The sequence below is a fragment of the Actinomyces sp. ZJ308 genome, assembly GCF_011752065.1.
Taxonomy (GTDB): Bacteria; Actinomycetota; Actinomycetes; order Actinomycetales; family Actinomycetaceae; genus Actinomyces.
In genome coordinates this window covers 131,396-150,234 of the sequence record NZ_JAAIJY010000002.1, presented here as the reverse complement: position 1 = coordinate 150,234, position 18,839 = coordinate 131,396, and the positions used below count along the sequence as shown (strand labels likewise).

The window sequence follows — 18,839 nt, the reverse complement described above, 5'->3', positions numbered from 1 at the left end:
CCGTACTCGGCCCCGCGTAGGCCGGCATCACTCACCGCTCTTGCAGGTCGCGCCCTGCTCGGGCACCGTCCCGTTGATGAGGTAGCCGTCGACTGCGCCATGGATGCAGGAACCGGAGCGTCCGTAGGCGGTGTGGCCGTTGCCCTCCGATGTCAGCAGCCGGCCGGACTCGAGCTGCTCGGCCATGGCCTGTGACCAGGCGTAGGGGGTGGCCGGGTCACCGGTCGTGCCCACCACCAGGATGGGGGCGGCCCCCTTGGCGTGGATGGGGGCGGGCTTGCGGGTCCCGTTGTGGCCCCATGCCCGGCAGCGCGCGTCCTGGTTGCTCAAGGAGGCGCCGAAGGTCGGCGAGGTCTGAGTGATCTGCTGATACTCCTTCTCCCAAGCGGCCATGTCCCCCTGAACCGGGATGTCGAGGCAGTTGACGGCGTAGTAGGTCGGCGCGCTGACGCCGGCCGTCGCCGGACCGTAGAGCGCCTGGAGGTAGGAGCCGTCGTTCTGGGTGATGGCCTGGTCGAGGGCGTAGGTGAGGAAGCTCCAGTACTCGGAGGAGTACATGAGGCGGCGAACGACGACGCGGATCGTGCTGCCATCCACGGTGACGTTCGGGTCGGAGGTCTTCAGTGGCGTCTGGTCGGCTGCCGCGATGAGATCGCGGATCTGCTGGGCCCCGGCCTCGGTGTCGCCGGTGAGCGGACAGCTCTGGCCGGCCTGGACGGCCTGACCCGCCTGGCACTGCTCGACGTAGGTGCGCAGCGAGCTCTCGAAGCCCGCGGCCTGGCCGGCGGCCCGCTCCCCCAGCGAGAGACTGGGGTCGACGGCGCCGTCGAGGACCATGCGGCCGGTGTTGGCGGGGAAGAGCTCGGCGTAGTGGGCGCCCAGGTAGGTGCCGTAGGAGAAGCCCAGGTAGTTGAGCTTGTCATCCCCGGACAGCGCCCGCAGGACGTCGAGGTCCCGGGCCACCGAGACGGTGTCCACGTGGTCGAGCAGCCCGGCCGGCTTGGTGCTGGCGGCGCACTGGGCCTCCTCCTGCGTGAAGTCCTTGGTGATCTCGTCGATGAGCGTCTGGAAGCTGATGTCCCCTTGCGCCGCGCCATCGGCGGCGGGGTCCTGGGCGTCCTGGAAGGGGGTGGGGTCGGCGCCGGCGGCGTCGGCGGCGAGGGAACCGGGCAGGGGGTCATTGACTCCCATGGCTGCCTGAGCCGCGCCGGCGGGCAGTGCTCCCCCGACGACGTCGCAGGTGATCGGCGTCGAGGCCCCCACGCCGCGGGGGTCGAAGCCGATGATGTCGAAGGATGCGTTGAGGTCGGGCGAGAACTCGGTCTCGTTGCTCTCCACCATCTCCACCCCTGAGTAACCGGGGCCGCCGGGGTTGATGAAGAGGCTGCCCCGGCGCACCGATCCGGTGGCCACATGCTTCTTCATGGCGATCTCAATGGTCTCACCATCGGGCTTGGAGTAATCCAGCGGCACCCTGACCTTGGCGCACTTGAACGCCGTCGCCTCCGCCGACCTCTCCATCCCCCCAGTGGCACCGCAGTCGTACCACTCCACCTTCTGGCCGTAGAACGACTCCAACCCCGCAGGCACCGCCGCCTGAGCCGGAACAGCCGGGACAGCCGGCGCCGCAGCAGCGGGAACCACACCGGCCCCCACCCCCAGACACACACCCGCCACAGCCGCCAGCACCCCAGCAGACACCCGACGACGCGCCGACATGACCCGGCTCGGAGCCGCACACTGTTTCATGCTTATTTTCATAACATTTATATTACAAACCGACAGCGGAGTGCGCCGGAGGATTGGGAGGAAATGAGAGGAGAACCGTGGGTGGGAGCACCCGGTTCCGGCGCTCCCACCCACGGCCTTGAGTCTCCGATGAGACCCCGATGAGGCTCTCACGGGTCCCCGCGGAGCTCCTTGACACTCCTCAGTGGGGAACCGCCGGGAGGCCGACGGCTCCCCCGACGACTCACTCCTGACCGTGGCAGGTCAGGTCCTTCTTGGGCATGGTGCCGGTGAGCAGGAAGGTATCGACCGCGTTGGTGACGCAGGGGCCTCGGCCGGCATTGCCATAAGCCGAGTGCCCATTGCCCTCCCAGGTGAGGAGCTGGCCGGACTCCAGCTGGTCAGCGAGGGACTTGGACCACTCATAGGGTGTGGCCGGGTCGCCGGTCGTCCCGACGACGAGAATCGGTGCGGCGCCCTTGGCGCGGAGCGCCCTGGGGGCCTGAGTGCCGTGGTGCCCCCAGGACTGGCATGCGAGGTCGGCCCCCTCGTAGCCGCGCCCGAAGCGGGGAGAGACCCGCTCCAGCTCCTTGCTCTGCGCCGCCCAGGTCGTCATATCGCCCTCAACCCGATAGTCCAGGCACGTAACCCCCTGAAAGGCGCCCTCGCCGACCATGGGTTGAGCGGCGAGCAAGTCCACCACCTCCTTGAAGAGGGAGGCGTCATTCTGGTTGATGGCCTGGTCCAGGGCAGCATTGAGACCGCCCCACGCGCCCTCGTACTCACGGAGGTAGACCAGCACAACGGTCATGATCTCCGTGCCCGTCAGCGAACGGTTCGGGTCCGAGGTAGGGATCGGCGTCCGATTGGCGGAGGCAAAGAGGTCCCCGATCTGTTGGAGTGCAGCGTCAGGGTCAGAGCTGAGCGGACAGTTCTGACCCGACTGGCACCACTCGACGTAGTTGCGCAGTGCACGCTCAAATCCCTGAGCCTGCCCCATTTTCCGCTCGCTGTGGGTCAGGCTGGGGTCCAGGGCCCCATCGAGGACCATGCGGCCGGTGTTGGCCGGGAAGAGCTCGGCGTAGTGGGCACCCAGGTAGGTGCCGTAGGAGAAGCCGGCGTAGTTGAGCTTCTCATCGCCGGACAGCGCCCGCAGGACGTCGAGGTCCCGAGCCGCCGAGACCGTGTCCACGTGGTCGAGCAGCCCGGCCGGTTTGGTATTGGCGGCGCAGTCGGCCTCCAGCTTTTTCGCCTGGGCGGCAATCCGAGTCGCCCGTTGCTCGAAGGTCGTGCCGTCAGTCCCAGCATCGGCCGGGGCGGCCTCTGCGACAGCAGGCATGTCGTCCCCCGAGGCGCAGGTGATCGGCGTCGAGGACCCCACACCGCGGGGGTCGAAACCGATGATATCGTAGGCGCCCTGCACCCCGGCGAAGGTGGTCTCCGCCGATGTCTCAAGGAAACTGACCCCTGATCCGCCGGGGCCGCCGGGGTTGACGAAGAGGCTGCCCCGGCGCACCGAACCGGTGGCCACATGCTTCTTCATGGCGATCTCAATGGTCTCACCATCGGGCTTGGAGTAATCCAGCGGCACCCTGACCTTGGCGCACTTGAACGCCGTCGCCTCCGCCGACCTCTCCACCCCACCGGTAGCACCGCAGTCGTACCACTCCACCTTCTGGCTGTAGAACGACTCCAACCCCGCAGGCACCGCCGCCTGAGCCGGAACAGCAGGAGCAGCCGGCGCCGCAGCAGCAGGAACCACACCGGCCCCCACCCCCAGACACACACCCGCCACAGCCGCCAGCACCCCAGCAGACACCCGACGACGCCCGGCACCCCGGGCACTCCCGGCTGGCCCGCCCCTGCTCACTACCGTGGAAACGGCAGCACTCCGGTATCCATGTCGCTTAAGCCGTCCTTGTTTCGTCTCCATGAATAACATCGTATGAACTAACCGCCCGGTATGTGATCCGTCTCAGGGATGAGACGGCCCGTACCCCCTTCTCCCCGTGGCTCCATCGCATCGGGAATACCCTGGCGTTATCGAGGCGCACCAGCCCCCAGGACGCGGCTCGACTGGGGGATCGCTGCGGCCTGAGGGCGCAGCTGGACCATGAGGGCCTCGACGGCCAGCAGCGGGGCGGCGTTGGAGCGCAGGCGGGTGCGGCACTCCTCGATGGCGGCGATCCGGGCCAGGGACTGCTCGGGGGTCGTCGTGCGGGCGGCCTGGTCGACGGCGTCGGACAGGTCGAGGTTGACGCGCTCGACGTTGCTGCCCATCTGGGTGGTGAGCACGTCGCGGTAGAAGGACAGCAGGTCGATCATGGCCCGGTCCAGGACGTCGGTACGGGCCCGCTTGGCACGACGCTTCTGGTCCTCCTCGAGCTGGCGGATCTGGGCGCGCAGGGCCGCCGGGATCTTCCCGTCGCTCTCCAGGCCGAGGGCGCGGGTCAGCTCGGCCTTCTCGCGGGCGTCACGTTCGGTCGTGGCCTCCTTGGCCTCGGACTCGGCGGCCTCGACCAGGGAGGCGGCGGCCAGGACGGCGTCGCCGACGCTGCGCAGCGAGACCGGGGCGAGCAGGAGGCGGCGGCGCCGGTCCCAGGCGTCGGCGTCGGTGGCCAGGTGCCGGGCCAGCCCGATATGCGACTGGCTGGCCCGGGCGGCCCTGGCGGCCAGCTCGGGGTCGGCGCCGTCGCGGCGCACCAGGAGCTCGGCGACGGCGTCGGCCGGTGGGATCCGCAACGTCACCAGGCGGCAGCGCGAGCGGATGGTGGGCAGGACGTCGTCGGCGCTGGGGGTGCACAGCAGCCAGACGGTCTGGGGCGGCGGCTCCTCGATGGACTTGAGCAGGACGTTCGTGGTGCGCTCGGCCATGCGGTCGGCGTCCTCGACGAGGATGACGCGCCAGCGGCCGGTCCAGGGGCGGCGCTGGGCCTCACCGATGAGGGTCTTGACCTCATCCATGGTGATGATGAGCCTCTCGGTGGCCAGGCGCACGACGTCGGGGTGGGATCCGGCCATGACGTCGCGGCAGGGCTTGCACTGCCCGCAGCCGGGCACCGGACCGGTGCACTGCAGGGCGGCGGCGAAGGCGCGGGCGGCGTTGGAACGGCCCGATCCGGGCGGGCCGGTCACGAGCCAGGCGTGGGTCATGGCGAGCCCGGCCGAGGACCCCGCTCCCCCGCGTCCCGGGGTGTCGATGACGTCGGCGATGTCCGTGATGTCAGCAGTCCCCGAAGCGCCCCCTGCGGCGGCGCTCGCCTCGCGCCGCTCGGCCACGTCCCGGGCGGCCAGGGCCGCGGCCTGGAAGGCGTCCACGGCCCTGGCCTGGCCGACGACGTCGTCCCACACGCTCATGACCGCGCCTCCTTGTCCGGCTGCTCGGCACGACGACGGGCGGCGGCCTCCACGAAGGCCTCCAACCCGACGAGCACGCCCTGGTGGGCCCCGCCCTGCCCGTGGTGGTGCACGCTGCGGCGGCGCACGGCCTCGGTGATGACCTTGGCAACAGCCTCGATGACGTCGTCGGCCACCTGGTCGACGGGCCGGTCGGCCTCGATGACGACGAAGCGCTCGGGCTCGGCCCCGGCCAGGACGAGGAACTGCTCGCGCAGGGCGGCGCGGAAGGCATCGCCCTCCTGCTCGAGGCGGTCCTTGGCGCCGCGACCGGTGGCGCGCTGCTCGGCCAGGGCGGGGTCGCCGTCGAGGAGGATGGTCAGATCCGGCAGGAGGCCCTCGGTGGCCCACAGGGACAGGTCACGCACCTCCTCGGGGCCGAGTGAGCGGGCCGCCCCCTGGTAGGCGACCGAGGAGTCGAGGTAGCGGTCGGTCAGGACGACGGCACCGCGCTCGAGTGCCGGCCGCACGCTGGTGGCGATGTGGTGGGCGCGGTCGGCGGCGTACAGGAGGGCCTCGGCGCGCGGGGCGACGTGCCCGCCGTGCAGGAGGAGGCGCCGGATCTCGAGGCCGAGCTCCGTGCCTCCCGGCTCACGGGTGAGGACGTGGTCGACGTCGGCGGCGGCCAGGAGGTCGGCGAGGATGCGGATCTGCGTCGTCTTGCCGACGCCGTCGCCTCCCTCGAAGGAGATGAACAGACCGGGGTGGGCCGTGGCGGGGGGCGGCTGAGTCACGTCCCCAGCGTAGCGGCCGGAGCGGCCGCCGCAGCCCGGAGGACTGGAGCACGACTGGGCCACGACTGGGCCACGACTGAGGCAGGAACTGGCGCGGCGGGCGGTCGTGGTGGAGGATGGCGTCGGCGCGGGCCCCGGGACCGGAGTGAATCGAGCACCGCTCAAGGTCCCCACCGGGACCCCGATCCCGTCTCAACGACGCACCGGCCCCGCCGCACCACCCCTCACCGTTCTCACTCACTGACTTCGCCGGCCCCTGATTCAAAGGAGCTCAGGAAGGCGGGGTCAAGACGTGAGAGGACTTTGGAAGAGCCTCCATGACAATCGAACCGCCCTCCCCCGGCCGGGCACCCGACTCGCCGTCCCTGTCCGGAATGGCCCGCGTGATCCCAACGGTCCGCTCCTTCCAACCGAGCGCGCTGTCACCGTTCCGCCTGCGTCCCTCCACCGTCATCGTGACCTCGACGTCGTCGCCGACGGCGGACGCGGACCGGTGCGCCCCAGGCCATGACGACTCCTGCGCCCAGCACGACGACGAGGTCGGCGGCCTCCTGGATACCGCCGACCTGCTCGCTTCCGAGATCGGGGCCATGTGCTGCGAGCACGACCTGGGACTGCTGCAGCGTCCCCCGGTGGTCTCGGTCGTGTCCGAGGAGGCCGACCGGCAGGAGGGACGGATCCTGCTCGTCGTCGCGCCTCATACCCCTGACCGGGAGGCCCTCGGTGCTGAGGGCTATGAGATGGAGGTGACGACGCAGCAGGTGACGATCACGGCCGCCACGGCCGCCGGCGTGTTCTCCGGGACCCGCACCCTGCTGCAGTGCCTGGCCGGGGAGGGCCGGGTCGAGGCCGGCGTCGTGCAGGACTCTCCGTCGCGGCCGGTTCGCGGTCTGCACCTCGACGCCGCCCGCAAGTACTTCACCCTGGACTGGCTCCTGGACCGGGTTCGAGAGATGTCATGGGTCAAGCTCAATGAGCTTCAGCTGCACTTCTCCGAGAACGAGGGCTTCCGGCTGGAGAGTCATCGGCACCCCGAGGTGGTCAGCGCAGCGCACCTCTCGCAGTCGGAGCTGGCCCGGCTCGTGGCCGTCGCGGCCCGGTACCACGTGGAGATCATTCCGGCTTTCGATGTGCCCGGCCACATGGAGGCCGTCCTGAACGCCCATCCCCAGTGGCGGGTGGACGACACCGCCGCGGGCCGCCGGATCCTGGACTACTCGCAGCCGGGCGCACGGGCACTGGTCGCCGACATCATTGACGAGTTCGCGCCGCTGTTCCCCTCCCGGTCCTGGCACCTGGGCGGTGACGAGGTGTTCCCGCTCGGAGCCGACGACGAGGAGGACGACGCTCGGTTCCACCGGGACATGGGCGAGCGCTTCCCTCAGCTGCTCGACTACGCCCGCGCCCACTGCCGCGCCGGCAGCGAGGCGACGGTCCTCGACGGCTACGTGGCCTACCTGGAGACAGTGGCCACCCAGCTGCACGATCTGGGCAAGGACCGGGTACGGGTCTGGAACGATGCGCTCAGTCTTCCCGGGACCAGCCAGACCCTGCCCGCCGATGTCACCGTCACCTACTGGAGCGGAGGGCACCGCACCTTCCCCACCGTGCGCACTCTGGTGGACGAGGGGCACGACATCATCAACGTCAACGACACCCGCTTCTACTACGTGCTCGCCCAGGAGGGTCACCCCTACTTCCGCATACCCACGGCGGAGGAGGTCTACGGCTGGCGGCCGGGTCACTTCCCCGAGCACCGGGTTCACGGGCCGCAGGCCTGGCCGGACCCGCAGCCCGACTGGAACCTGGGGGCGTCATTCGCCATCTGGTGCGACGTTCCCGAGGCGCAGACCGAGGCAGAGGTCGCCCAGGGCGTCCGCCCTCTGCTGCGGGCCATGGCCAGCAGGATCTGGAACCCCGATGACGCCGCGCCCTACTCCCTGTGGAGGCGGCGCGAGAGGCTGCTCGGCTCCGCTGTGCGCCCCAGCACCGTGTGATCCGGCAGGGATCCAGCACCGATCCGTCACCTCTGTCATCCTGCACGTGCGACAGCGGCCACGGCACCTGCGACAGGTCCAGGGCGATGAGGAGGGCCGGACCAGCAGGACGACACCGGTCCCCACCACCACTGGTGCTCTCAGGCGACGCCCTCAGTGGTCCTGCCGGACGTAGACGCGGCGGCAAATCGTCCATGAGGCGCCCAGTCCCACCGGGACGAGCACCAGGAGCAGAGCTGCCAGACCCAGAAACATCCCGGACTGGGAGACGGCGGGCAGGGATACCGCCTCGGAGCCCTTGAGGAACCCGGCGAGCGAGCCCACGACTGTGTACACCCCCATCATGACTACGATCCCCGCAAGGACGCTGCGGTACCTGACGAGCACCGGGGGCATCGCCGCGCAGACCCCATCACTGACACCACCCACGTCACTGCTATCGCCCAGGCCAGGGGATCGGCGGCGCCGAGGGCCCCGAAGAGATTGAGGACGGCTAAGAGGACCGAGGCACCCCCATAGGCCAGGATGAGCAGGTAGTGACCGGCAAGCACCTCGGCGCGAGTCACGGGCAGCGCCCCGTAGAGCCGCAGAGCCTCTGTGGAGCGAGGTGGCCCCCACTGGGACAGGCACACCGACCAGCAGAGGGACAGGAGGATGAATGGCGGGAGGAGCGCCAGGACGAGCACCAGCGGGAGCGGGAGCACCGCCCCAAGCCAGCGGTCTGCGGCAATGCCGGCCTGCGCAACAAGCAGCAGCCCTATCATCGCCACCAGGTACGACTTATCCCAGACAACCAGTTCCAAGCGCATCACGGCGCGCACCGCCTCCCACCGGGTCAGGGCGCCCGTCCCCCGCACCGCAGCAGGAGCACCGGGAGCGCGTCCCCTGGATGACTCGGCGGTAGCGGGCATGGCGGATACAGCTCGTCCAATGGTTACGGACGTGGTCATGGACTCGGACATGGCCGGTCTCCTTACTTCTTCTTACTTCTTTCTCACCGGGTCTCAGTGGTCCTGGCGCTTGTACCAGCGGAGAGCCACCAGCAGGGAGGCGCCTAGGAGGGCGGGGCAGGCCAGGGCGGCCAGTACCGCGGGCGTCGGCTCACGCAGCACCTCCGCCACGGAGCCGGCCAGCAGCAACGTGCCGCCATAGAGGGCGCCGACCCCCGTCCCCAGGCACAGCCCCCACACCCACAGGGCCCTCTCCGGCGCCAGGCACAGGAACAGGGGCAGTCCGAGGGCCACGGACAGGCAGATGATGACCAGGCCGGCCATGAGGCCACCCCAGTCACCGGTGAGAGCGGCCACCAGCACGCAGACCAGGCAGGAGAGGAATGCCAGGACGAGCCCCTCGATCCAACGGGCACCGACCAGCTCGCTGCGCCGCAGCGGCAGCGCTCCGTGGAGGCGTCCCATGCGGTGAGCGGCCTCGACGGCCCCCTGCGCGTACTGGACGCACAGCCCCGGGGCGACCCCCATCATCACTACTGCCTGAAGACGACCGACCAGGACGTCCACGCCGATGAACAGTGCGAACGACAGCGGCAGGAGGAGGAGCAGCGGACCACGATGGCGCAGCACGATGAGGTCGAGACGCACAACCGCCCTCACCCTGGCAGGCGCTATCTCAGCGCTATCGCTCCCGGGACCGGAAGGCCCAGTCGTCGTGGTTCGTCCGATGTGCCGCCCGTTCACCGACACCGCCCCCGTCGTCATGGCGTTCACTGGTCCTGCTCGAGGTAGAGGCGATGGCTCAGCGCCCACAGGCCGATGAGGGAGCCGGCCCCCAGGGCCAGGAGCACGACGCGGCCCGTCGTCGTCCCCAGAGCGAGGTCCCGGATCACTCCGAAGCCGGCTACCCCCAGGCCCAGCGCCCCTACGACAAGGATCGAGATCAGCCATACGAGCATGCCGCGCCCAGGCCCGAAGTGCAGGAACACAGGAATTCCTAGGGCCTGCCCGACGATGACGATGAGGGGAAGGACGAGCAGCTCACGCAGGTGTACGCCCAAGGGGAGGCCAATGGCCGCGTAGAGGACCGAGGCGGCCAGGAGGAGCAGCACTGCGGCTGCCCAGTATGAGTTGACGACCTCGGCCCGGGAGACGGGCAGGGAGGCCAGCAGACGGTTGATGCCAGAGCGCTCGGCCATCACCCCCGATAGGCCTCCGACCAGGGAACTCCCCGCAAGGAATCCGCTGACCGGGACGATATCGCCGGTAACGAGACTGAAGGAGCCGGCAATGAGGAGAAGGCCGAGGAGGGTGAGCAAAACACCCCGCAGGCCCAGGAGGTGCAACCGCACCAGGGAGAGCACTCGACCACCCAGCCCTCGTCCGGCTGCCGCTGCTCTCCCCACCGAGCCGACCGGCGCTCCGGTGACCGCAGCCGCCCCCGGCTGCTCGCGCGGATCCGCAGTCATGAGGTCATTCATGGCCTGCCTCCTTGGCGATGTGCACGGCGAGGTCCTCAATAGTGGGAGTCTCGACGACGATGCGGTCAGCCAGCGCCTCGGCGGCGTCGGCCGGCATCATGGCCTCCCAGCCCAGCTGAGTGCTGCGCAGTCCGAGGCAGGCCTGACGCACGGCGTCGGTCAGGCGCTCGGGAGTACCGCGCACGAGTCGGAAGGAGCCGATGATCTCCTCGGCGGTGCCATTGGCCACGACCCTCCCCCGACTGAGGATGACCAGGTAGTCGGCCAACCGATCGAGATCGGAGGTGATGTGGGTGGAGAACAGGATGGTGCGGCCCTCCTCCACCATGAACTGGGCGAGCATGTCCACCATCTCGGTACGGGCCAGGGGATCCAGTCCACCAGTCGGCTCGTCGAGGATGAGCAGCTCAGGATCGTGGGCCAGGGCCACCGCCATCTGCAGGCGCATGCCCATGCCCCGGCTGAGCTCCTTGACCTTCTTGGTGGGGACGAGGCCCGCGGCCTGGAGCTCGGAGTCGTAGCGCTCCTGGGACCAGGTGGGGTAGAAGCGTCCGATGCCACGGCCCAGGTCCTTCAGGCGCCATTCGGGGTTGTAGGGCGGGGCATCGAAGACGACGCCGATGCGCTCATGGCCCAGGGTGGTGGCCGAACCGGCATCGGGATGGATCATGCCCAGGGCCGCCTTGATGGTGGTGGTCTTCCCCGAGCCGTTGGCCCCGACGAAGCCCGTCACGTAACCGGCGGGGACGGAGAACGTGACATCACTCAGGCTGAAGTCCGGGTAGTGCTTCGTGAGGTGGGAGATCTCGACAGGGTTCACTGCTTGTCCTTGGATGTGCTGGAAGTGGTGATGATGGTCTGCAGCATGGTGTGGAGCTCCTCGTCGCTGAGCTGGGCCAGGCGCGCGCGCTCCACGGCGCGGTCGAGGTGCTCCTCGACCTCCCGCAGCACCTGCTCGCGCACCAGTTCGGAGTCCCGGGGCAGAACGAAGTAGCCCTTACCGGGAACGTTGGCCAGGAAGCCGTCAGTGACGAGGTCGGAGTACGCGCGGGTGGTGGTGATGACGCTGACACGCAGGTCCCGGGCCAGAGCCCGGATCGAGGGCAGCATCTCGTCAGCCTCCACCTGGCCTGTCAGGATCGCATCCCTGACCTGCTGGGCGATCTGCTCGTAGATGGGAACTCCCGCCGTATTGGACAGAACGACCGAGAGCGGCATAGCAACTCCTTCCGTACATACACACTATAGACAGTAGGTGCACTATGGAGTCAAGCATGCGTTCGCCCACATACGGCGGATATACCTGCGGTCAGGGGTCGGGGCACGCCGGCTCAGGGGCTGTCCCGACGACTGGAACAGGAGCAGACCCAGTCACCAGGTTCACGAACAAGCCCAGTGGAGGCCCTCATCGAGCCGACTCAAGACCACTGTCGCCCTCGATGCAGTCGTCAAGCCGACCTTTAAGAGGGACGTCACGCCCCTGGGAAGGCGAGCGCCCCAGCATCGTGTGATCCGGCAGGTATCCGACACAGATCCGGCACAGATCACGCGCGAACCGTGTGGCCCGCCCGGCTCAGGAGCCGGGCGGGCCACACGGTATGGATGAGCGTGAGGATGAGGCTGCGGACGAGGCGGTCTTAAGTCAGCTGCTCCTGGAGCCCTGCTGCCGGGTCTCGGTGTTGCTCCCGAAGTCCTCGATCTTCGGGGTGTTTCCGGCCCAGACCACCTTTGCGTTGCCTCCCTTGATGACGACGCGGTCGACGTCCTTGACGTAGACCTCGGCGTTGGTGCCGGTGACGGTCAGCAGGCCGACGTAGTCGACGACAACCGTCACGTTGTCCGCTGAGACGTTCAGGTTGGCCACGTCTCCCTCGATGCGAACCTCATCATTGGCCTCGTTCAGGAGCATGGACGGAGTCGCGGAGACGGTCCGGTCCACGCCCTCGAGGTCGCTGAGCCAGTCGCTGTCGGTGATGGTCGCCTGCGCCCCGGGCCTGTCACCGGATGCCTGCTGGGCACCGGCCCCAGGGGCACTGCCCCCAGCTGTGGCGGCCGGGGCAGCCGGCGCGGACTGCTCCGGGGCGCCCGACGCCGTCGCCTGAGACCCGGCGGCCTGCGAGCCGGTCGCCGCCGTCGAGGGCTGCGCGGCGGCTGTGGACTGCCTGGGCGAGGCGACCTCCTGGCTCGCGGTGGTGGCGGCGCCCTGGTTGGTGGATCCGCCGCCGATGGAGACGGAGCAGGCGCTGACGCCGGCCAGGGACAGGGTCATGAGGATCGCAGCTGCGGCGCGACGGGACGAGAGGGGACGAGTGGTCGGGGACATGATTCTCTCCAGTATTCAGATGTGGTGGGGGATGGTGACGGTCAGCGGTAGGTGGCGGCAGGTCGGCTCGGCCGGGCAGGGTCGGATTGCCAGAGGGTTCAGAAGGTCGGGACGAAGACCTCGACGCGGCGATTGAGGCGGCGCCCGGCGGGGTTGTCGGAGCCGTCGGCGTTCTCGTTGGGGGCCACGGGCCTGGTCTCGCCGTAGCCGACGGAGTCGATCGTGGCGGTCACGCCGTCGGAGGTGAGTGCGTCGGAGACCGCCTTGGCCCGCTGCTCGGAGAGGGTCTGGTTGGAGGCGTCGTCGGAGACGGAGTCGGTGTGGCCCTGGACCTGGACCTTGGGGGCCTTGGAGTCCTTGAGGACGGTGGCCAGGTTGGTCAGCGTGGTGGAGGCCTCGGAGCGCAGCTCGGATGAGCCGAAGTCGAACAGCACGCTGTCCTCCAGGGTGATGACCGTGCCGCAGGACTGCACCGGCTTGGCGGCATCGATGGAGGGGAAGGTGCCGACCTTGCCGGCCTTGGGAATCGGCTTGGCGGAGATGGGCTCGCCGTTGACGACGGCGCTGCCGTCACCGTTGTTGGCGATGGAGAGCTTGCCGTCGCTGTAGGTACCCGAACCGTCACCGTTGTTGGCGATGGAGATCTCGCCGCGACTGTAGGTGCCCGAGCCGTCACCGTTGAGAGCGATGGACTCCCCGGTGGTGGAGTCGCTGTAGGTGCCCGAGCCGTCGCCATTGACCGTCACGGAGAGGTGGTCGTCGCTGTAGGTGCCCGAGCCGTCGCCATTGACCGTGATGGAGACCTTGCCGTCGGAGTAGGTGCCTGAGCCGTCTCCGTTGTTGGTGATGGAGACCTTGCCGTCGGAGTAGGTGCCCGAGCCGTCACCGTTGTTGGTGACGGAGGTGGCGCCTGAGCTCGTGGTCATGGATCCGTCGCCGCCGAGCACCGTGGAGCCGGAGACCAGCGAGCCGCTCGCATCGCAGCGCGCGGGCCTGACGGTGACACCTGGCTGGGAGGTGATGGAGCGGGTGAGGTCCGGGGTGAAGGCACCCGTGGACTGGGTGAGCAGGCTGAGGTCGGGCAGGGAGATCATGGGGATCGGGGGGATCTGGCCGGGCTCGTAGCCGGCGACCGCCTGGCTCGCGGAGGCGGCCGTGCTCGTCGCCTGAGCGGAGGCCGAGCCCGCGGCACCGCCCGCGGTGCTGCCAGTATCCGAGCCGCCCTGGGTCTCCTGGCTCTGCGCCTGCGACGAGGAGCCGCCACCCCCGATGCTCAGGGAGCATCCGCTCAGGGCGAGGGTGGTGATGAGAGCGAGGGAGGGCAGGGAGATGAGTGCTTTGGTCATGACATGAACGTTACCGGCACGTTGTCGCCGTCCCGTCCCCTCGCTGTCGCAGTCCTGCGACAGGGCTGTCTCGACCGCACCGACACCGCACCGATGCGCGGGGAGCTCTTCAAGATACGACGACGTCAGTGACGACGGCGATATCGTCGTGAGGTCGTTGCCGTGATACGGCTGTGATGTGCGGGGTATAGTCGGATCATTATGATTCGTTGGTCGATTCCGACCACAACTGAATGGAGTGCGCTCATGGGACAGTGCGGTTCTCGTCGCGTGGCAGGCGCCCTGGGAGCGGCGCTACTGGCCGGCTCCCTGGCCCTGGCGGGATGCTCATCGAACAGCCCGAAGGGCGGCGGCACCGTCCCGCCGTTGAACAGCACCGCAAGCGGGGCCAGCGCCTCTACCGGCGCGACGACGTCGTCAACCGGAGCCCCGAGCGCCTCACCGAGCACGAGCAGCACGGCCGGCGGCGGCCCGGTCACAGCCGAGTCGATGTCCGACCCAGACCTGGGTTACACGGTCGTCTCCATCCCCGAGAGCCTGGACGCCACCCAAACCGAGGTCCTACGCGCCTACTTCACCTACGACAGGGCGACCTGGCGCCTGTGGACGAAGGATGAAGGCCTGGACACCATAGACGACTTCGCCGAAGGTGAGGCGCTACGAGACATCCACCGTAACGCCACCAACAAGAACGGCGAGTTGACTCGCCCACCAATCAGGATCTCAGTCTCCGAGGTCATTGCCTCTGCAGATGGAAACGGTTATTCAGTCTCTTCATGCCTGGACCTGACCCAGGCCACGTTCATTGACGGCCAAGGTAAAGACATCACAACACCAAGTAGGCAGTCACGTTTCCCCTCCATAACCTTCATGAACAAGGGGGAAGACGGCAGGTGGCGAGCCACTCGAGAGGAGATCGGTCAGCACAATACCTGCAACGTCAACTAGTGAAGGGGAACTTCATGAACAGACACACGTCAGCCATGGGTTTAGCCACCCTGCTCCTGTCTGCCGCTGTTACTGCAGGGCCGGCCGCCCATGCCGGCACCGCCAACAGCCCTGATACCGCCCCTCAAGTGGGTGCCGCATCGACAGAGAATGCGGGTGGTGGTGAGATCTCGGTGAGTATTACCGAGCAGTACACGACGGCCTCGTCCGGCGGGGGCGGCGGAGGCGAGGTGGTCTCATCGTCGACGTCGGTGAGCATCAAGCCCTCGTGCTATTACGTTGCATGATCTCCTTCAACCGCAGCTCGGCCCACCTGGGCGGGACCACACCGTTGACGGTATCAGTGGCCTACTCCGCCTCCTACACCTCCACCGACGGCTCCAGCGGCAGCCTGCCGGCAGTCACCACCACCAGTCAACCTGCCCGTCGCCGAGGTCCAGACCCTCACCACCAACAACAGCAACCCCCGACAGAAGTGATCCGCCCCATCTGACGGCAATCAACTTACTGACGATGTGTAGGCCTGACTTGATCCGGCCGCGACGGGAGGTACCGCCGGAATCACCGCGTTCGCGATGAGACGCATTCCATCGATTGCCGGGTCGTCGGCAGAATACAAGAATCCATTTCCGAAGAGCACAGCATCCAGGACATAACCATCCGGATAGAGCCAAGCAAAATGAATATTATCATTACGTGAATCAAACCAAATATATCCATGCCCCTCAGTTCCTGCGACATTAAGAGCAGCATACCCAGCACCGTCGATCTCATCAAACTTTTGCCGCCCTCCAACATTAGACAATTTGCCGTTTGCAGCATAATTGATCAGCAATGAGGAATCCCCGCTATCCCCAGAACGCCTCCCTTTAACTTCACACTGGAACGACCTGTACTCAAAGTGATGTGAATACCCAAAAAAGTTCACCCGCATCGACAAAGCATTACCAAGCACATCCTGAGACAAGACCTCACAGAAAACACTTTGATTCAAGTACGTTTCCACTTGGGTTGGCGAATATGATGAAGCTTTCTCCGGATTGACCGACGAGCAGGAGCACAACCAAGGACACAGAGCGGCAAACATCGCCAGCGCTGGCACATACTTCTTCATACACTTTGCATACACGACAACAACACCCTCCTGATCGAGCTAGAAACTACTTCGTTGACGGAGGAGCGCTGCGTGCATGACCTCCCCCATTTGTCTCGCCTTCGGCGACCCCACCATCTACATAATTAAGTACACCTCGGTCGTCGTCGTTGGTAATTTCATTCTCCCAGTTCATCATCTTTTCAATCTGTTTTGAACTCAGAGAGCCGGGATCTATCCGCACGGGATTACCATTCTCGTCTTTTACATACCAATCAGGATGCTTCGCCTTCGCATTCTGGTCCGTGGTTTTTTCTCCCGGCTTTTCTGGCTGCTGCTGGAACATGCCGCGGTTGGCGACATCTGCGTACCCCTGTGCTTTTAACTCATCATAGGTGTTGACCGTGGATCCATCACCACTCGACGTGTTGGTACTTCCACCTGTGCCAACGTCCGGAACTCCTCCCAACGCATCGACCATGAGATCGGTGGCGATCGGCTGCCCCGCCGCAGTGAGCAGCGAGAGAGCGAGAGGAGCTCCCGATCCAGCGGTTAGTTCCGTCACCCCTGCGGCAGCGATCGTACTGAGAATCGATAGTGATGTTCCCACAACCTCGGCTTGCCTCGCCTTCACCGCCTTCTCGTCAGCAGATTGTGCCTGCTGAGCGGCAATCATGTCGTCAGAGACGCGCGAGTTGGCCAATGACTCGATGTAAGCCATCGACGCAGAGGTGCGAGCATACGCATCATGTAAGGTCTGCCCACCGGCACCAGGAGTATTCATCGCCGCTTCCTTATGATCGTGGTGATATTCTCCAAGCCTAGCCGTTAGCGTCGTTAGAGCATCCTCGTTATTTCCAAACCGATAGATCAGGGTTGAAATGTGTCCGGGTCGCATTGTGAGAGGGTTTTTCGGATCCTTAGGGTTACGGATGATGACGTTACCAAGGCTGGGTCCATCATCTTCATTGTCGAACCCTCCGCCTGACGCTGCACCCGACACCTCTTCAGGACTGTTGCCGAGCACAACGGCCATGTTCTTCTGCATGGCATCAGTGAAGTCCCCCTTGGACCAGGAATACCTTCCATCTGTCCCGTCACCGGCGAAGTAAACAATCCCATTGGCTGAGACATAGGTGGCTCGAGCATCCGATTCCCGGCTGGAGCTCGTTGAGTCTGCATTTCGGTACGATGATGCAGCAGCAAGAGCGGCAGTGAATCCCTCCTGCCCCGTTTTGCACCACGATCTACCACTGTCTTCAACACCGTATTTCTTCCAGTCACGCGACGTGAGCTTATCCCACCGCTTCTGAGTCTTCTCATCCGGCACCCAGTTACCCTCTGCATCAACCGATCCCGTACCACTGAGATAGGTGAGCGCCGCTTTCGAGTTGTTCCCCATTGCGGCGAGCACTCCAGCCATCGGATCCTTAGTGAATTCCAGAGAGAGCAAGCCAGTCCCCGCACTAAGTTTATTCGGATCCACATCTTCAAGAATGGTTGCCGCATCTACCAGAAACCCCGTCCCATACAGAGATCCAGGCGCAGATGTCAGCGCATTGAACGCCGCTACCTTGTCTCCCAAAGGACTTCCCTTGATTGCTGCCGAGAACTCCTTGCCTAAGCTATCACCACCAACGGCGGATTGAGATGCGCCGCCCAGTACGTGTCCTAACGTATTGACAACATGAAGCACAGCATTCGGATCGGTGCTAAGTGTCTGCTCCGCACTGTGCACTAGGGAAAGATATTCGTTGGGCCCACCGCATTGTTTATAGAACGTGGCCCCATATGCCGGGACATCTCGGTGCTTATCAATCTCAGTAAGAAGTTGACTGACCTTGGCCTGGTCACCCGAGTTGATAGCGGTTTCGAGCTCCTGCGCCTGCCTCTTACCGTTCGCAGCAGATTCCGTATTATACGCCCGCACGTTGGAGGAGGTGTCCATGCTGGCCCAATAGGCCGCCGTATCAGTTGTCCCCTCGGGTGGATCGGGAAGATAGTAGGAGTACGTACCATCGGCGTTCAGATTGTTAACACCGCTTTGGTTGAGGTTAATGACCTCTGTCGTGCGAGCCTTCAGCTCAGCGGCGAGCCCGATGATGGCGGAGACACATCCAGCCAGAGTCGTTGGAGATCCATCACCACCCAGTGCGTCCGGTTGGGTGGACGACCCATCGGGGGAAGCTGGAGCACCCGGAGTACCCCCCGAAACTCCAGGAGCCGATCCATAGGCTCGCGCAGCCTCCTCCACTGTGCCCACAGGATGCGAGTTGTTCTCGCTGGACTTGTAGATATTGGATCTTTCAGTGGCAACAAACGTGCCATACTCATTCAGGCGATTGCTCTGAGTCGTGGCTTTTTCGGTATCGATTTTAAAGAAGGCCATGATTCCTCTTATTCTGTTGTTTCAATTCAATCGAGCACCAACGGTGGCGCCTACTCCGTCTTCCAGTTCGCTTCCGTCGGGTACTCGTCCGGTTTGACCTTCTCACCCGGACTCAGTCTCTGCTGCGCCGCTGCAGCGCTCAGGTCGCTGATGATCGTTGCCATCACCCCAGAATCGGAGTCGACCGAGTCCACAGCAGCAGTCATCGTCGCGGACAAGGTCTCCGCCACTGGAGCATCCCAGATCCCCTCCAGTCCCGACTTCAGCGTCTCGACAGACCCTCCCGACGCCGGCGCCCACCCACGAAGATTCGATTGCGCGGAGGTCGCCTTGGACTGAATGTTATTGATGGCGATCAGCTTCTTGTTATCGACCTTGCCGTCAGTCGAGTCGGCTGGGGGGTTATCAGGCATCAAAGGTCCTTACGTCCTGGATGGCGGGTTAGCCTCGGATC

17 protein-coding genes and 1 pseudogene are annotated in these 18,839 nt (G+C 66.0%); 3 read left to right on the top strand and 15 right to left on the bottom strand.

Features of this window, described 5'->3' with window-relative positions; translation table 11 throughout:
* Positions 1–27: 27 nt before the first annotated feature.
* From HCR68_RS01620 to tmk, 4 genes are all read right to left on the bottom strand, one after another.
* Complete coding sequence (locus tag HCR68_RS01620; RefSeq protein WP_243858869.1) at positions 28–1,749, bottom strand: alpha/beta hydrolase; 1,722 nt, start codon at positions 1,747–1,749, stop codon at positions 28–30.
* 223 nt (positions 1,750–1,972) lie between these two features.
* Positions 1,973–3,661, bottom strand: coding sequence for an alpha/beta hydrolase (locus tag HCR68_RS01615; RefSeq protein ID WP_167145545.1), 1,689 nt, complete (start codon positions 3,659–3,661; stop codon positions 1,973–1,975).
* A 107-nt stretch (positions 3,662–3,768) separates the two neighbouring features.
* Positions 3,769–5,085: a DNA polymerase III subunit delta' gene (locus HCR68_RS01610; protein WP_167145543.1), complete on the bottom strand. Its 1,317-nt coding sequence runs from the start codon at positions 5,083–5,085 to the stop codon at positions 3,769–3,771.
* Positions 5,082–5,858 (bottom strand): dTMP kinase, encoded by a 777-nt coding sequence (tmk, locus tag HCR68_RS01605; protein ID WP_167145541.1) that lies wholly within the window; start codon positions 5,856–5,858, stop codon positions 5,082–5,084. Before tmk ends, HCR68_RS01610 begins: the two co-directional genes overlap by 4 nt.
* Before the next feature lie 317 nt (positions 5,859–6,175).
* Between tmk and HCR68_RS01600 the strand changes: the two genes are divergently transcribed.
* Positions 6,176–7,855, top strand: a complete 1,680-nt coding sequence (locus tag HCR68_RS01600; protein WP_167145540.1) for a glycoside hydrolase family 20 protein — start codon at positions 6,176–6,178, stop codon at positions 7,853–7,855.
* Positions 7,856–8,008: 153 nt separating this feature from the next.
* Here the strand turns inward: HCR68_RS01600 and HCR68_RS14105 are convergent, their stop codons facing one another.
* The 8 genes from HCR68_RS14105 to HCR68_RS01565 form a co-directional block, all read right to left on the bottom strand.
* On the bottom strand, positions 8,009–8,197 hold the full coding sequence (locus tag HCR68_RS14105; protein ID WP_243858868.1) for a hypothetical protein: 189 nt from the start codon (positions 8,195–8,197) through the stop codon (positions 8,009–8,011).
* A gap of 5 nt (positions 8,198–8,202) precedes the next feature.
* Positions 8,203–8,817 carry a hypothetical protein gene (locus HCR68_RS01595; RefSeq protein WP_243858867.1) on the bottom strand — a complete coding sequence of 205 codons (615 nt, stop codon included), beginning with the start codon at positions 8,815–8,817 and terminating at the stop codon, positions 8,203–8,205.
* A gap of 42 nt (positions 8,818–8,859) precedes the next feature.
* Entirely contained in the window at positions 8,860–9,453 is a 594-nt protein-coding gene (locus HCR68_RS01590) for a hypothetical protein (protein WP_243858866.1), read from the bottom strand.
* A gap of 122 nt (positions 9,454–9,575) precedes the next feature.
* Complete coding sequence (locus tag HCR68_RS01585) at positions 9,576–10,286, bottom strand: ABC-2 transporter permease (RefSeq protein WP_167145538.1); 711 nt, start codon at positions 10,284–10,286, stop codon at positions 9,576–9,578.
* Positions 10,279–11,106, bottom strand: coding sequence for an ABC transporter ATP-binding protein (locus HCR68_RS01580; RefSeq protein ID WP_167145536.1), 828 nt, complete (start codon positions 11,104–11,106; stop codon positions 10,279–10,281). Before HCR68_RS01580 ends, HCR68_RS01585 begins: the two co-directional genes overlap by 8 nt.
* Positions 11,103–11,504, bottom strand: a complete 402-nt coding sequence (locus HCR68_RS01575) for a GntR family transcriptional regulator (protein WP_167145534.1) — start codon at positions 11,502–11,504, stop codon at positions 11,103–11,105. The genes HCR68_RS01580 and HCR68_RS01575 overlap by 4 nt, the downstream gene beginning before the upstream one ends.
* A gap of 424 nt (positions 11,505–11,928) precedes the next feature.
* Complete coding sequence (locus HCR68_RS01570) at positions 11,929–12,609, bottom strand: DUF3060 domain-containing protein (RefSeq protein WP_167145532.1); 681 nt, start codon at positions 12,607–12,609, stop codon at positions 11,929–11,931.
* A gap of 98 nt (positions 12,610–12,707) precedes the next feature.
* Entirely contained in the window at positions 12,708–13,955 is a 1,248-nt protein-coding gene (locus HCR68_RS01565) for an OmpA family protein (protein ID WP_167145530.1), read from the bottom strand.
* A gap of 246 nt (positions 13,956–14,201) precedes the next feature.
* On the opposite strand from HCR68_RS01565, the gene HCR68_RS01560 reads away from it, so the two are divergent.
* The gene (locus tag HCR68_RS01560) at positions 14,202–14,903 is read left to right on the top strand and encodes a hypothetical protein (RefSeq protein ID WP_167145528.1); all 702 of its coding nucleotides are present in this window, start codon (positions 14,202–14,204) and stop codon (positions 14,901–14,903) included.
* A 286-nt stretch (positions 14,904–15,189) separates the two neighbouring features.
* A pseudogene (locus tag HCR68_RS14100) lies at positions 15,190–15,382 on the top strand (hypothetical protein); the annotation flags it as partial.
* 20 nt (positions 15,383–15,402) lie between these two features.
* On the opposite strand, the gene HCR68_RS01555 reads toward HCR68_RS14100, so the two are convergent.
* The 3 genes from HCR68_RS01555 to HCR68_RS01545 are packed head-to-tail and all read right to left on the bottom strand — an operon-like array spanning position 15,403 to position 18,798.
* Positions 15,403–16,017 (bottom strand): hypothetical protein, encoded by a 615-nt coding sequence (locus HCR68_RS01555; RefSeq protein WP_167145526.1) that lies wholly within the window; start codon positions 16,015–16,017, stop codon positions 15,403–15,405.
* A 46-nt stretch (positions 16,018–16,063) separates the two neighbouring features.
* Complete coding sequence (locus HCR68_RS01550; RefSeq protein WP_167145525.1) at positions 16,064–18,385, bottom strand: DUF6571 family protein; 2,322 nt, start codon at positions 18,383–18,385, stop codon at positions 16,064–16,066.
* Between the two features lie 50 nt (positions 18,386–18,435).
* Entirely contained in the window at positions 18,436–18,798 is a 363-nt protein-coding gene (locus tag HCR68_RS01545; RefSeq protein ID WP_167145523.1) for a hypothetical protein, read from the bottom strand.
* Between the last annotated feature and the right edge of the window lie 41 nt (positions 18,799–18,839).

Coding starts and splice junctions, on each gene's coding strand:
- HCR68_RS01615 (WP_167145545.1), bottom strand. CDS start 3,661: ATGGAGACGAAACAAGGACGGCTTAAGCGACATGGATACCGGAGTGCT.
- HCR68_RS14105 (WP_243858868.1), bottom strand. CDS start 8,197: ATGGGGGTGTACACAGTCGTGGGCTCGCTCGCCGGGTTCCTCAAGGGC.
- HCR68_RS01555 (WP_167145526.1), bottom strand. CDS start 16,017: ATGAAGAAGTATGTGCCAGCGCTGGCGATGTTTGCCGCTCTGTGTCCT.
- HCR68_RS01565 (WP_167145530.1), bottom strand. CDS start 13,955: ATGACCAAAGCACTCATCTCCCTGCCCTCCCTCGCTCTCATCACCACC.
- HCR68_RS01545 (WP_167145523.1), bottom strand. CDS start 18,798: ATGCCTGATAACCCCCCAGCCGACTCGACTGACGGCAAGGTCGATAAC.
- HCR68_RS01595 (WP_243858867.1), bottom strand. CDS start 8,817: ATGTCCGAGTCCATGACCACGTCCGTAACCATTGGACGAGCTGTATCC.
- HCR68_RS01620 (WP_243858869.1), bottom strand. CDS start 1,749: ATGAAACAGTGTGCGGCTCCGAGCCGGGTCATGTCGGCGCGTCGTCGG.
- HCR68_RS01570 (WP_167145532.1), bottom strand. CDS start 12,609: ATGTCCCCGACCACTCGTCCCCTCTCGTCCCGTCGCGCCGCAGCTGCG.
- HCR68_RS01575 (WP_167145534.1), bottom strand. CDS start 11,504: ATGCCGCTCTCGGTCGTTCTGTCCAATACGGCGGGAGTTCCCATCTAC.
- HCR68_RS01610 (WP_167145543.1), bottom strand. CDS start 5,085: ATGAGCGTGTGGGACGACGTCGTCGGCCAGGCCAGGGCCGTGGACGCC.
- HCR68_RS01560 (WP_167145528.1), top strand. CDS start 14,202: ATGGGACAGTGCGGTTCTCGTCGCGTGGCAGGCGCCCTGGGAGCGGCG.
- HCR68_RS01585 (WP_167145538.1), bottom strand. CDS start 10,286: ATGAATGACCTCATGACTGCGGATCCGCGCGAGCAGCCGGGGGCGGCT.
- HCR68_RS01600 (WP_167145540.1), top strand. CDS start 6,176: ATGACAATCGAACCGCCCTCCCCCGGCCGGGCACCCGACTCGCCGTCC.
- HCR68_RS01550 (WP_167145525.1), bottom strand. CDS start 18,385: ATGGCCTTCTTTAAAATCGATACCGAAAAAGCCACGACTCAGAGCAAT.